Consider the following 14,414-nt stretch of genomic DNA (forward strand, 5'->3'; position numbering starts at 1 on the left):
GGAAATCCTTCACCGACGCCGTAGGGGGTTTCGGGGATGCTGATCGAGCGGCATCCCATGGCGGCGAGCCGCGCGATCTCCTCGACGGATTCGTCCACGTCGAAGAACGGGATGATGCCGAGCGGGATGAATCGTCCGGGGTGGGCGTTGGGGACTTCACCGACGACCCAGTCGTTGAATGCCTTGCAGGCGGCGAGGGACAGTTTCTTGTCGGGCAGGCTGGCCAGGTGGGTGCCGGCGAAACCGGGGAAGGTGGCGAACAGTGTTGCGGCGAGGGTGCCGTTGGCGTCCATGTCGCGTACGCGCATGTCCATGTCGTAGACGCCGGGCCGCATTTCGGCGTAGCCGGTGGGGTCCATGCCCCATTCGCTCTTGGGCCAGGAGACGACGGCGTTGAGGCCGGAACTGCCGACCACCTTGTCCTGGAACAACCAGGCCTGCACGTTGGGATTGCGTGGGTGGGCGGTCAGGCGCGGTGCCTGGTCCATCAGGCTCTTGGGGAAATACTTTTCGAAGATGTCAGCTGGTTCCACGACGTGGTCGTCGATGCTGATCATCACCATGTCATCAATGTCCATTGGGTCCGTTCCTCTCTGTCCTGCGCGGTGAGCGCTCGCAGCGATCCCGGTCACACAAGAGAATATCGCTTCCATGCACGAGAATCGGGTTCAACACTACTGAAAACGACGCTTCTTGGGAATGGCTGCGGCTCCAGACGCCGCCGCGATCATCGCGGGGCGGCATTCGGGGGTGTGCTGGTCCCGGAACGGGCAGGAATTCCTGACGCGCCGATCGCGGTACCGCCGCCGAGCCGACGAAGCGTGAACTCTTGCGTGATCGACCTGCGGAGAAACGCCAAATGCAGAGTGCAGAGGTAGTTTTGGACCTCGTCGGACGGTAAGATGTACCCCATGCGTCGTCTCGCAGGAGGGGCGCAACGTCCGGTTGCGAGGGGGTCGTGTGGCAGGCGAGGACGCACACCGCGGTGCATTCGGTTCGGAAGCTCTAGAAGGGTGCAGCGGTGGGGCAGAGCGGGAATCTCGGAGCGACGCCGGAGACGCAGACAACGGGGGAGGAGTTCGAAGCCCTTCTCGACCGGCGGATCGAGCAACGCCGGGAAGCAGCGCGACGCGCGAAGGATCCGGACCGGTGGCGGACACGGAACGTGGAGCCGAACCCGACGGCGGTGCGAGTCGTCGAGCGGGTGTGGCTGGACAAGCCGGGATGGTTCCGCACGCTGGCGAAATGCCTGACCGCGCAGCGGATCGAGGACAACCAGCCGGTGCCGATGACCTCCCGCGATCCGCTCGCGCACGAGCTGACGGCCCTGATAGAAGACGAAATGCGGCGCAATCCGCCCGAGGACCCGGACCTGCCCTTCTGACCCAGGCGCGGTGGGCGGAAGTCCGCGACCGGCTCGTCGAACTGGAAACCCGGGGCGGGACGGACGCCGACCGCGTGGCCGAAGCCGGGGACATGGACACCCTGCGAGAACCCGGTCGCGCTCCGGGCGTCGAACGCGACATCCCGGCGCGTCGCCACACGACTCGAACGGCTTCGGCGGCAATGGCGGGTGCTGCGCGAACAGGAGAAGCAACTCCGCACCGAGTTGCACACTCTCGGGATCGACCCGGAGAGCGTCCCCGGACAGACGGTGCGTGAGGTCGCGGCTGCGCTACCGGGCTGGCGCGAGCACCCCGCCACCGACAGCCAGTTGCGGACCCTCGCTCGCCTCGCCGCCGAGACGGACGGGTCTTTCGTGGTCGGAGAGACTATGACCAAGGGACAGGCTCACGATTTGATCGCGGCGGTGCTGGCTGGCAACATCCCGGCGGCGCAGATCAGGGACCGCCCCGCGGGGCCGCTGTTCATGTTCATCCCCGTCGGGACTCCGGTTACGCGCAAGGCCGATGTCGATGTGCCGCAGCCGGTACCGGTGCCGGACCCACTCGATGGGATCGCACCGTACAGCTGGGTCGGCCCGCTCCACACGCCGGATGTGTTCGGCCGTGTCTCCGCACCCGACCCCGAGGCCGACGCCGCAGTGAACTCTCTGGGCAACCGGCCGGACCGATTCTTCTCCTGGGCGGACGGGCACTTCAAGGTCAAGGCGCAGATCGTACTGGCCGACGTGATGATCGATCGCCGGTCGACGCCCGACGGGCCGTTCGTGGTGTCGCGGGCACTTCTGGCCGACCCGGAAACCTGGGGTGAACACAGCCACCTCGCCGCCGAAGCGTACTGGGAATCCCACACGGGCCGACCCGCACAGAACCCGATCACCGCCGAGGTGGTCACGGCGATCGTCGATGCCCGAGCCGGCTCAGCCCGCGACCCTGCCCGTGACTTCACTGCCGGCGACTTCCTCGGTGCGGCCCAGGCTGTCCTCGACGCGCAGGAGCCGGCCGAGTTCGACACCGCCGAGCAGCGTAGCGAACACATCGACGCGGTGCAGGACGGCATCGACCGAGCAGCAACATCGGAGGTCGACCAGTGGCGGTTGCGAGGCCGCATCGCGTACGACCCGGCCGACCCGCTGGTCCTTCCGCATCCCGACGCCGATCCGCAGGTCGCCGCCGCAATCAACGCGGTACGCAATGACAGGGCCCGCGTCGAGATCCGCCACCACTGGTTCAACGGCGTCTCGCAGGCGCAACGCGAGGCCACCGCGTCGGAAGCCGCCGCGTTGATCGCCGAGGTCGCGGTCGATCCCCGGCTCATCGCAAAGGTCGAGGGCCGACGTCCGGCCCACCTGAAGGCTGCCGCCCACCACGACGCCGAATCCCTGATCGTCGACGTTGCCCTGGAGACATCACCACTGCGGCAGGCCGCAGCGCACGCCCTGCTCGAAGCCCACACTTTGCCGGACGAGTTGTTCGAGCGTGCACATGCCGAATGGGCCCGCCTCCACGGGCAGGAACCGGACTGGGACGAGGCCACAGCCGGGGAGTGGAGGGCGTGGATGACCATGCAGCTCCGTCGTGATCCGCTGGTCGGCTCGTGGGCGGGGATGCCCTTGCCGACGCACGCCCCGATGATCGAGATCGGCATCAGCACCGCGTTCGAGGTGATGGCCGAAGAACGTCCGGATTTGATCGCTGCCACCGCTCAAATCTCGCGCGAGCGTCTCGCGGCCGAGTTGCGCGGAAACATCATCCCGAGCCTGCCGCAACCCGAGACCTCGGACGTATCCGCGCTGTTCGCCTACGCCGGCGGATACTGCGCGCTGCGCTCGAACGGCGACGCCGAGTCCGCGGTTCGTTGCTACGCGGTCCTGGGGTGGGACTACACCCTCGACGGCTGGCGTTCGTCCACGACATGTGGCCGCAACCCTCGGGTAGCGATCGGCGCGCTGCTCGCAGCACGAAAAATGCCGATCCCGGACTGGATCGGGCGCGTCTACGGCCCTTATGCCCGAGCCCGCGCCATCGTGCGGACCAGAGCCGTCGCCTATGGGCAGAACAACGAGTTCTACCATGCTGCGGCCCGGTCGGATCGGTTGTGGAAGAACCGCGACAGCGGCAGTTTCGCCTGGCATCACCCGCTCATCAGGGACGTGCGCAGGGGCATCATCGACCGGTTGCGCCGTGATTTCCCGGCTGAGACCGGACTTCTCGACTCGCTCGGTCTCGATCTGGATCACACCCTCGCTCATGACGTGGACCCGCAGGTGCTGCGCGACATCCGGGAGGCAGGCGACGAGCGCGACAGCCTCGCACCCACCGACGTCACGTTCGGAATCGGAGAAAGGGTGCTCGTCGGTGATCCCGAGGGGCACCACATCACGATCGTTTCCGGCTGGGCTGCTTCCGGGCGCCGTCGCGTCGTCTATGTCGACGGCCGGCCCGTCCCGGATCGACCTTGCGGGATGCGATCGCCGACGCACACGCCACCCTCGCGAGCGAGCCGCACACCGAGCTGTAGCGCTTTGTTGCGCGCCGAAAGTATTGGCCGGTAGTCACTTTCGGATGCAATGACCAACCGGACGCGCGTCCGGTTCCGCGATGCAGCGAATTAATTTGCGCCGCAGTGTTATTCCAACAGGTACTGACACCTCATCTCTTGCAAGAATGGCATTCCGTGTTTTGAGAAGAGTAGTCTCACGGCGTTGTATCCGCAAGGATTTCCGGAAAACTAGTCACATGGACGCCGAATTGCTTGGTGCCGTTGACAAATGGGTTGAGCTCCGTGACAGTGAGCGTGGCATCGAGCGGTTGTGTTCTCACCCGGTGCGATGCCGTCTGTTGGTCTCGGGCTCTGCCGGCCCGAGTCGAGTTCTGTCGATCCGTTGCACTGCATGGGTGGATGTGTGCTCGGATGTCCGGTTCCCTCTGTCCCGCACATCGAGAGGTCTACATGTTCCGATCACAGCGCTTCCTACCCGCGATCGCCGCGGCCTGCGCGGCCGCGCTCCTCCTGACCTCCTGTGGCAGCGGCGAATCCGGCAATGTCGCCGCCGCGGCGGGTGCCGACGCCGGCGACCCGGTGGCGGGCGGAGTACTCCGCACCATTCAGATGGGGGAGCCGCGCGGACTGGATCCTGCCGCGCTCTCCAATACGTGGGCGCATCAGCCCGTCCTCGGCAACGCGCTCTACGGAACGTTGATGATCAACAATCTCGACACGCTCGAAGTCGAATGCAAGATGGCCACCGACTTCTCCACCACCGACGGGGGAGCGACCTTCGACCTCGTGCTCCGACCCGGACTGACGTTCACGGACGGCAGCCCTCTCGACGCGTCGGCGGTGAAGTTCAACTGGGACAGGCTCCGTGACCCGGCGCTGGGATCGACCGCGATCCGGCAGGCCGCGCAGGTGACCTCCTCGGAGGTCGTCGACCCCACCACTCTGCGAATCACGCTCGCGTCGCCCAACCCGCACTTCCCGCAGGGCATGCTCACCACTTCCATGAACTGGATCGCCTCACCGGCCGCGTTGCAGCAGGGCTCGGCCGAGTTCGACAGCGCCCCGGTCGGCGCGGGACCGTTCACCCTGAAGAGCTGGATGCGGGGGGACTTGGTCGAACTGGTGAAGAATCCGCAGTACTGGGACGCGCCCAAGCCGTACCTGGACGAACTCACCGTCCGTACCGTGGCGGACAACTCCCAGCGGTTCAACATGATCTCGACCGGCGGCGCGGACCTGTCCCTCGAGGCGAGCTGGGGCACTTTGGCCAAGGCGGACGCAGCGGGTATCCCCACCGAAGTGGTCCCGGCCGGTGGTGGGCAGATCATGATCATGAACTCGGCTCGCGCACCCTTCGACGACGTGCGCGCCCGCCGCGCCGTGTCCTTGGCGACAGACCTCGACGCACTCAACAGTGTCGTCTTCAACGGCGAGGGTGAGCGTCCCGAGACGCTCTTCCCCGACGGGTCGCCGTACTTCGCCGACATTCCGCTCTGGGAGAGCGACAAGGAAACTGCGCAGAAACTGTTCGACGAACTGGCCGCGGAGGGTAAGCCGGTCTCCTTCACCTTCATGTCCTATCCCACTCAGGAGACAAAGGCCGCGGCCGAGGCGTTGCAGGCTCAGCTCGCTGCTTTCGACCACGTGAACGTCGAGGTCCAAGTGGTGGACTACGCCGCTGCCACCGCCCGCGCCGGTGCACGTGACTTCGACATGGTGATCTCCTCCGCCATCACGCAGGACCCGGACTACGCACTGTGGACGGCATTCCACGGCGACTCGCCGGGCAACTTCTCCGGACTAGACGACACGGAACTCAACGATGCCCTCGACGCCGGACGTGTCGCCGAGACCGTCGACGAGCGAAAAGCGGCCTACGAGACGGCGCAGAAGCGACTCGTCGAACTGGTTCCGGGCATCTGGTACACCAAGGCGGCTCCCTCGGTGGTGTACGGCGAGAACGTACACGGCGTCCAAATGTTCACCCTGGGTTCGCCGATGCCCGAAGAAATGTGGATGACGAACTGATCCGGTTCGGCGACAGCAAGGGTGGAGTCATGGAATTGTCTTCGGCGCGACACGCATTCGTCACCGGTGGTGCCGGCGGGATCGGGCTCGGGATCGCCGATGCCCTGATGGAACAGGGTGTCTGCGTGACCATCGCCGACATAGATCGGCGGGCGCTCGACGAGGTGACGACTCGGCGAGGGGAGGGTGTCCGCGGCGTCGCATTGGATGTGCGGAATCGCGACTCGTGGGCGCAGGCCAAGAAGGACGCCGAATCGGCTTTCGGTCCGGTCGACATTCTGGTCAACAACGCCGGGATCGGGTTCAACGGCCGGGACGTAGTGGACACGGACGCAGAGGTTTTCGATCTGCTCGTGGCTATCGATCTGGTGGGGGTCTTCCACGGCGTGGCCGCGTTCGGCGCACAGATGCGGGAGGCGGGGCACGGTCACATCGTGAACACGGCGTCGATCATGGGCCTGACTGCGGGTGCTCCGGGCCGGGGAGCCTACAGCGCGGTCAAGAGCGCGGTCGTCTCCCTGTCGGAAGCGTTGCGTCTCGAGATGGAGCCGCACGGTGTCGGCGTGTCCGTGCTCTGCCCGGGCCTGGTGAGGTCCAACCTCGACGCGAACACCATCAGGTTGGGAGGGCACGTCGAGGACGCCCGGCACATCAAGGGCGCGGGAGACGTCGGAATGACACCGGCGGAGGCGGGTGCCTGCGTACTGCGTGGTATCGCTCGGAACCTGCCGTACATCCTCACGCATCCCGAGTATCTCGGTCATATCGAGAAGCGGATGGATGCCATCCGGGTGTCGGCAAACCAGGCGAGCTCACAGGAAAGCATGGGGTAGTTCCTGAGTGGGAGCAGTTCGAAAAGACAAGTGTTCTTGACATGAAATGACAAGCAGGCTTTACTTCTCTCATGCCGGAGATACCGAGAGGCAACAGGGTTCGCGAGCTTCGCAAGCAGGCGCGTCTCACCCAGGCCGAACTCGGTGCGGCAGTCGGAGTAAGCCGTCAAAGCATCGTCTCGACCGAGAAGGGCGATTACGCACCCAGCGTCTACCTGGCGCTGCGGCTCGCCCGGACTCTCGGCACCACTGTCGAAGAACTGTTCCCGCTCACCCCGGAGAAGCCCCAGTGACCGCATTTCTCAAGGCTGCTCGCGTCGTCGCCGACCTGGACGACGACTTCTACCAGGACGAACGACAGCGTGAGGTCTGGAACGAGGCCTCCGCGGTGGGTTTCCAGTCCTTCCAATGGACTGCCCTCGCTGCCGGAGCCGTGCTGCCCTGGATCGCCGGGCGCGGCGGCGCCATGGTCGCCATCGGCATTCTGGCGGCGTGGTTCGTGCTCGCGATGGTGACCATCGCATACGCCCGCGCCCGCGACGTCGACGTGTACGCCACGATGAAAACACTTCGGCCGCGGTCGATCTTCGCCGTCACGCTCTACCTGGCGGGAGTCGCCGGCATCTACATCGAGCTGGCGGATCCTTTCCGGTACGACGGTGCGACCTGGGCAGGGATGGTCGTGGGGGCCCTCGTCGGTGGCGGCGCGGCGGCGACGGTCCTCATGTGGGTCCGCCGCCGCGACCGGCGCCGCGAAGCCGAGGAGGCTGCGCGCGACGCCGCCGACGTCTGAGAACCTGCCCCAATCTTCGGTCGGATTGTGCCCGCTATGCGGGCATCAATGCACCAAGGTCGACAGGCCGTACCTCAGTCACGCACCAGCGCCGCGACTGGCAGCGCCGCGAAAAGATCTGCGGGCCGCACTGTTCCGGAGAAACGCTGTCCCGAGAACACGTCGGTCCAGGACCCGAGGGGAAGGTCGAGCACCGTGTCACCCCATCCCCTCGCCGCGAGATCGACGGTGTGCCGCACGGACAACGCGAGCACATCGAGGTCCTCGGCGGACGGTCCTCGGCCGAAGGCGAGGACGTACTCGGCGCCCGTCCCTACGGCGTACACGGGGACGTACGCACCGCCCACGAAACTCTCGGGCCGGTCTCGGCGAATCCGGAGTGCCTTCTGCATGACCGTGAACTTGGCGGGAGCCGACTCGGGTTCGGCGAGCAGTTGCCGACGGATCCCGAAATCCACCGGCCGCCTGTTGTCGGGGTCGACGAGCGAGTCGTCCCACAGTTCCGTGCCCTGATAGACGTCCGGGACGCCCGGGCCCAGGAGTTGCAGAAGCTTCTGCCCGAGCGACACCGCAGCGATGTGCGGTTCGAGGTCGGAAACCAGTTCGGTCAGGGCCGCGCCGACGGGGCCGTCGCACACCGAGTCGAGCCAGTTGGTCACGGCGGCTTCGAAATCCGTGTCCACCTCGGTCCACGTCGAACGGGTGCCGTTCTCCCGCAACGCTTTCGTAGCGTAGTTGTGGAGTCGTTCACGCAACTCGGCGGTCACGACACCGTCCGCCGGCCATACCCCGAACAGGGTCTGCCAGAAGAACAAGCCGATGGCAGGGTCGGGAGCGGGCTCGAGGGTGTTCCATTCGTGCAGGCGCTCCGACCACAGTTCGGCCACCTGGGACAGCACACCGATCCGGGCTCGCACGTCTTCGCTGCGTTTGGTGTCGTGTGTGGACAACGTCGTCATCGCACGCGGAAGCCGCCGCGCACGTTGTGCCCAGGAGAGATGGAACTGCGCTGCACCCAGCGAGAACCGGCCCGGCTGCCCGCCGACTTCCTGCAACGACACGAGCCGGGCAGCCCGGTAGAACAAGCAGTCCTCGACCGCCTTGGCGGTTGCGGCACCGCAGACCTGCCCGAAACGGGCGGCCGCTTCGCCACCGATCGTGAGTGCTCGCACGAAGATTCCGAGAGCGGGTTCGAGATCCGGCTTCTCCCGGGCAACTTCGCCGATGATCCGGGGCAGCATGGTGGTGAGCGGCGCGTAGTCGGCACGGTAGACGGGCACCCGGGCCGCGACCGCAATCACTGCCTCGCGCAGCGCCGCGTCCGCGCACTCGTGCTCGGAACCGGGTGCGTCGGTGCCCCCGGCCTCACGCCGGATCGCGCGGACCAGGCGGCCCACCTCCGGGGCGAGACCCGACTCGAGCACCGACCGTTCGAGAGCACGCTCCTGGGCGTGCAACCACGCTGCGTCGCCGTCGTTGCCGGTGAACGTCCGAGACAGGGCCGTCAGTGCCGATTCCCCGCGCGGATCGACGAACACCGCGGCGAGTTCGTCGAGTGCGTCGTAACCCGTGGTGCCGTCGACCGGCAACGTCAGGTCGAGTGGCTCCCCTTCGGCGAGGATCTTCTCGATCACGAGCCAGCGCTGCGGCCCGGCGAGGGCGCGCAGTCGCGTCAGGTACTCCGACGGGTCGGCGAGGCCGTCCGGATGATCGACGCGCAGACCGTCCACCAGATCGTCCTCGATCCACGACGCCACCTGGGCGTGCACGGCATCGAACACCCGCGGATCCTCGACCCGCACCGCTGCCAGATCGTCGACGGTGAAGAACCGCCGGTACCCGATCAGGCCGGAATCCCATGCCACCAGGCGATATGCCTGGCGCGCATGGATTTCCGTGGGAGTGCCGGTATCGGTGCCCGGAGCGATCGGAAACCGCTTCTCGTAGTAGGCGAGCATGGGTTCGTCGCCCGAACGATCCACCGTCAGTTCCCCTGTGGCATCGGCGGAACCGAGTACCGGCAGGGCGATCCGGCCGTCCGCACCGTTGTCGGCCGACCAGTCGATGTCGAAGAACCTGGCGTACGCGGAGTCGCGGCCGTGCCGGAGCACGTCCCACCACCACGCGTTCTGGCGCGGATCACCCACACCGACGTGGTTGGGGACGATATCCACGATCACGCCCATTCCGCGCGACCGCACTTCCCGCACAAGCTGTTCGAATCCCGTACGTCCCCCGAGCGCCGACGACACCGTGGACGGATCGACGACGTCGTACCCGTGATTCGATCCCGTGGTGGCGGTCAGGATGGGGGACAAGTACACGTGCGAGACCCCGAGGCCGTCGAGATAGTCGACGATGGAGACGGCGTCGGCGAACGTGAACGCGTCACCCCGCATCTGCAACCGGTAGGTGGACAGCAACGGGAGTGAACTCATGCGGTCCTCCGCAGCACCACCATCGAGCGTGCTTCCACCTGGATCGGCTTGCCCGCCGTGACGGTGAACTCCCGCACCCCGTCGGCGACATCGGTATCGATCGCCACGGACCATTCGTCCGCGTGCGGACCGTCGGGAGTGACGAACTCGATCGGTTCGTGATGCGCGTTGAAGCACAACAAGAACGAGGTGTCGACGACGCGTTGCCCGCGCTGGTCCGGTTCGGGGATGCCGTCACCGTTGAGGAACACCGCGAGCGACTTGCCGAAACCGCTGTCCCAGTGCTCGGGTGTCATCTCTTCGCCCGACGGCGTGAGCCACGCGATGTCGCGGGACTGGTCGCCGCTGCGGATCGGCCGGCCTTCGAAGAAGCGACGGCGCCGGAACACGGGATGCTCGGTGCGCAGTGCGATGACGTTGCGGGTGAACGCCACCAGATCGGCATTGTCTTCTGCGAGAGACCAATCCATCCACGACAACTCGTTGTCCTGGCAGTACACGTTGTTGTTGCCGTGCTGGCTGCGGCCCATCTCGTCGCCGTGTGCCAGCATCGGGGTGCCCTGCGACAGCACCAGCGTCGCAAGGATGTTGCGCTGCTGTCGTGCCCGCAGAGTAAGCACCTCGGGATCGTCGGTGGGGCCTTCGACGCCGCAGTTCCACGACCGGTTGTGCGACTCGCCGTCCCGGTTGTCTTCACCGTTGGCGTCGTTGTGCTTGTCGTTGTAGGACACCAGATCCGCGAGTGTGAAGCCGTCGTGCGCGGTGACGAAGTTGATGGAGGCGCCGGGACGCCGGCCGGTGTCCTCGTACAGATCGGACGAGCCGGTCAGTCGGGAAGCGAACTCGCCGAGGGTCGACGGCTCGCTGCGCCAGTAGTCGCGCACCGTGTCGCGGTACTTGCCGTTCCACTCGGTCCACAGGCTCGGGAAGTTGCCCACCTGGTAGCCGCCCTCGCCGATGTCCCACGGTTCGGCGATGAGCTTGACCTGTGAGACCACCGGATCCTGTTGCACCAGATCGAAGAACGCCGACAACCGGTCCACGTCGTGCAGTTCGCGGGCGAGAGTGGACGCCAGATCGAACCGGAAACCGTCGACGTGCATCTCGGTGACCCAGTACCGCAGCGAATCCATGATCAGCTGAAGAGTGTGGGGATGCCGGGCATTGAGGCTGTTGCCCGTGCCCGTGTAATCCATGTAATGGGTCTTGTCGTCGTCCACGAGACGGTAGTACGCGGCATTGTCGATTCCTCGGAAGCTGATGGTCGGCCCGAGGTGATTGCCCTCCGCGGTGTGGTTGTAAACCACGTCGAGGATCACCTCGATACCCGCCTCGTGGAACGCGCGGACCATGGCCTTGAACTCGGCGACCGCCTCGCTCGGCTTCGTCGACGACGAGTACTCCGAGTGCGGCGCGAAGAACCCGAAAGTGTTGTAGCCCCAGTAGTTGCGCAGACCCTGGTCGAGGAGCACCTGATCGTGCATGAACTGGTGAACGGGCATCAGTTCGATCGCGGTGACCCCGAGGTCGAGCAGGTGATCGATCACGGCGGGGTGGGCGAGGCCGGCATACGTGCCGCGAAGGTACTCGGGAACGTCGGGATGCGTGGCGGTCATGCCCTTGACGTGTGCCTCGTAGATCACCGTCTCGTTGTAGGGCCGCCGGGGATGGCGATCGTTCGCCCAGTCGAAGAACGGGTTGATGACCACGGTCGTCATCGTGTGGCCGAGAGAATCGAGCTGGGGGAAGTCGACGTCCGACTCCGTCGTTTCCGCGGTGGTCTCGTCGCTGTCGTCGGTGTCCTGCGCGTCGCCGGACTCGTCGTCTCCGTCCGAGGGAAGGGCGTACGAGAACAACGACGGATCACCGTCGAAATCGCCGTCGAACGCCTTGCCGTACGGGTCGAGCAGCAGCTTGCTCGGGTCGCACCGGTGACCGTTCTCGGGGTCGTACGGGCCGTGGACGCGGTATCCGTAGCGCTGGCCGGGCGAGACCGTGGGCAGGTACGCGTGCCATACGTATCCGTCGACCTCTTCGAGAGGAATCCGGGTCTCGGTGCCCTCACGCGAGATCAGGCACAGTTCGACCTTTTCCGCGATCTCGGAGAACAGTGCGAAGTTCGTTCCGGCACCGTCGTACGTCGCACCGAGGGGATAGGCACTGCCGGGCCATACGGGGATAGGCTCCCGGGTTTCTTCGCTGTTGTCCGTCTGGCTGGGCTGCATCACGCCAGAGTAGCCGCACTCGGACATATCAACCCTCCGGGCGTTCACCACCAGTCGGTGGCTGCACCCAACTGCTCGTCCAGATCCGGCGTCAACGTCCGCACGTACGTGGTGGTGAGGTGATCGTCGTCACGATAGATCAGAACATTGCCTTCGATCACACGGCAGATGTCACTCCGGCACAGCGACTCCGACAGGTCGATCAGGCTGACGTTCGGTGAGAACGCGGCGGCCTCGATCGCCGGATCGACGGGTTCGAGCGCGTCGGCGCGGGCCACTCCGCACGAGTCGGATGTGCCGCCGTCGGCGAGGCAGTCTGCGGCGCGGTAACTCGTGTCCCCGCGCAACAGCCACGGACTGTCGCGGATCGCGACCACGGGGATGCCGTACTCGTCGAGGGTCCGCCACAGGTCGACGTACCAGAACGGCGTGAAATCGCCGGGCCCCTCACCGTCGTCCTTCCTTCGCGTCGAGGTGGTGAACAGATAGTCGGGGGGATCGGCCTGCAGTTCGGCGAGCACCTTCACCGACCACGAGTCGCACTCCACGGTCGGGGATTCCTCCGTGAGCGGCGCGAGCGGATCGGACAGGGGACAACCGACTTTGAGATAGGTGTCGATCCGGAACCCGCGCTGCTTGCCGATGGTGTCGAGCGCCGCGAGCCAGTGCTCGGAGTGGGACCCGCCCGCGAGGACCATCCTTCTCGTCGACAACGGATCGCCGTACGTACAGGTCAACGGTTCACGGTTGGTGTGCTGGGCGATGCAGTTGTCCAGCGTCGCCGGCGGCAGGTCGCGGTGAGCGACCAGCAGCGGTGGTTGTACGGGTTGCGGTTCGACGTCGACGAACCCGTTCAGTGCCGCTGCCCCGGGATATGCCTCCGGAGACAACGCCACCGCCCGGTCGAGGACATCACCCTGGCGGGCCACATGCGTCGACCAGGCGGCGGTCGCGGCCATCACCACGACACCGACCACCGTGACCGACGCAATGAGGACGGTGCGCGTCCGGCCCGAGTCGGACCGGCGGATCGGGGTCTCGAGCCAACGGGTCGTGGCTTCCGCGAGGACGAGCGAGATCACGATCACGCCGAGGCCGCCGAGCAGGCCCACCGAACTCCGCTCGCGGAGCACGAGGTAACCGATGAGTACCGGCCAATGCCACAGATACAGGGCGTACGCGACGGATCCGAGCCGGACCAGCGGGGTGCTCGACAGCAACCGCGCGGTGGGGGTGTCGGCGGTGCCGGCCCCGGACGCCATGTGACCGGCCACGATCAGCGCCATGGCCGCACCCACCGGCACGAGTGCCCACGGACCCGGGAAAAGGCTGTTTCCGTCGAGGACGACGCCGCACAGGAACAGCACTGCCAGACCCGCGACGCCCAGGACGATGCGGATCGCGCGGGGCACCCTCAGCCACGGGATCACGCAGGCGAACACCCCGCCCAGCGTGAGTTCCCACATCCGGGCGCCGCTGTCGTAGTACAGCCAGGACTGCGGGACGTCGGCCAGGACCGCGTACGTGAGCGACGCCGCGGTGAGTAGCGCGAGCAACACCGCGAGCGGCAGGCGTGCGGGCAGCGCCCTGCGCCGGAGCACCCATACCGCGCCGAACACGACGAGCAGCGCCGCGACATAGAACTGGCCCTGCACGGAGATCGACCAAAGGTGCTGCAGGGGGCTGACCATCGGGTCGGCGGCGAGGTAGTCGCTCGCCGTGCGCGCAAGATGCCAGTTCTGCACGAACAGGAGGGACGCGCCGGTCTGCTCGGCCACCCGGAACCACTGCGTGAACGGCAACACGGCGACGGCCGCGACGGTCGTGCCGAGCAGGACGACGACCAGCGGCGGAAGCAGGCGCCGGGCCACCCGCCGCAGCACCGGCCGGGGGTCGAGCGGAGCATTCGACTCCGCGACCCGCAGCAGGGTGCCGACGAAGAAGAAACCGGACAGTGCGAGGAAGACGTCGACACCACCGGACACGCGCCCGAACCACACGTGGAAGACCACGACGAGGCCGATCGCGAGACCGCGCACACCGTCGAGGTCGGCGCGGTATCCGAGACGGGTGGCAGAGACCGCGGCGGCCTTCGGACCCGGGTCCGAGGTGCGGACTGCCATTCTCGTTCTCCTCAGTATCGTGGACTCGACGGTATCGCGGGGGTCATGGACTCGCGGTGCCTCGGCCG

The 14,414-nt window shown here is 66.4% G+C and carries 9 protein-coding genes and 1 pseudogene; 6 read left to right on the forward strand and 4 right to left on the reverse strand.

Going from position 1 to position 14,414, the window contains the following annotated elements; genetic code table 11:
- Positions 1–578 (reverse strand): annotated as a pseudogene (locus AC0B44_RS20415) (amidohydrolase family protein); the annotation flags it as partial.
- A gap of 443 nt (positions 579–1,021) precedes the next feature.
- Here AC0B44_RS20415 and AC0B44_RS20420 point away from each other — a divergent pair.
- The 6 genes from AC0B44_RS20420 to AC0B44_RS20445 all read left to right on the forward strand — a co-directional run bounded on the left by AC0B44_RS20420 (position 1,022) and on the right by AC0B44_RS20445 (position 7,560).
- Positions 1,022–1,384 (forward strand): hypothetical protein, encoded by a 363-nt coding sequence (locus AC0B44_RS20420; RefSeq protein WP_471904592.1) that lies wholly within the window; start codon positions 1,022–1,024, stop codon positions 1,382–1,384.
- 189 nt (positions 1,385–1,573) lie between these two features.
- The gene (locus AC0B44_RS20425; protein ID WP_471904593.1) at positions 1,574–3,958 is read left to right on the forward strand and encodes a hypothetical protein; all 2,385 of its coding nucleotides are present in this window, start codon (positions 1,574–1,576) and stop codon (positions 3,956–3,958) included.
- Positions 3,959–4,356: 398 nt separating this feature from the next.
- A complete protein-coding gene (locus AC0B44_RS20430; protein WP_471904594.1) occupies positions 4,357–5,934 on the forward strand; it encodes an ABC transporter substrate-binding protein in 1,578 nt (525 codons plus the stop codon).
- Positions 5,919–6,767, forward strand: a complete 849-nt coding sequence (locus AC0B44_RS20435) for an SDR family NAD(P)-dependent oxidoreductase (protein ID WP_471904595.1) — start codon at positions 5,919–5,921, stop codon at positions 6,765–6,767. Before AC0B44_RS20430 ends, AC0B44_RS20435 begins: the two co-directional genes overlap by 16 nt.
- 71 nt (positions 6,768–6,838) lie before the next feature.
- Complete coding sequence (locus tag AC0B44_RS20440) at positions 6,839–7,060, forward strand: helix-turn-helix transcriptional regulator (protein ID WP_471904596.1); 222 nt, start codon at positions 6,839–6,841, stop codon at positions 7,058–7,060.
- Positions 7,057–7,560 carry a DUF2029 domain-containing protein gene (locus AC0B44_RS20445; RefSeq protein WP_471904597.1) on the forward strand — a complete coding sequence of 168 codons (504 nt, stop codon included), beginning with the start codon at positions 7,057–7,059 and terminating at the stop codon, positions 7,558–7,560. The genes AC0B44_RS20440 and AC0B44_RS20445 overlap by 4 nt, the downstream gene beginning before the upstream one ends.
- A gap of 74 nt (positions 7,561–7,634) precedes the next feature.
- Here the strand turns inward: AC0B44_RS20445 and treY are convergent, their stop codons facing one another.
- From treY to AC0B44_RS20460, 3 genes are read right to left on the reverse strand one after another with little or no spacing between them, the layout of a single operon-like run.
- Entirely contained in the window at positions 7,635–9,998 is a 2,364-nt protein-coding gene (gene treY / locus AC0B44_RS20450) for a malto-oligosyltrehalose synthase (RefSeq protein WP_471904598.1), read from the reverse strand.
- Positions 9,995–12,223 (reverse strand): glycogen debranching protein GlgX, encoded by a 2,229-nt coding sequence (gene glgX, locus AC0B44_RS20455; RefSeq protein WP_471904599.1) that lies wholly within the window; start codon positions 12,221–12,223, stop codon positions 9,995–9,997. Before glgX ends, treY begins: the two co-directional genes overlap by 4 nt.
- 44 nt (positions 12,224–12,267) lie before the next feature.
- Positions 12,268–14,346: an SGNH hydrolase domain-containing protein gene (locus AC0B44_RS20460; RefSeq protein ID WP_471904600.1), complete on the reverse strand. Its 2,079-nt coding sequence runs from the start codon at positions 14,344–14,346 to the stop codon at positions 12,268–12,270.
- Between the last annotated feature and the right edge of the window lie 68 nt (positions 14,347–14,414).

The sequence above is a fragment of the Rhodococcus sp. NPDC019050 genome (genome assembly GCF_055664235.1).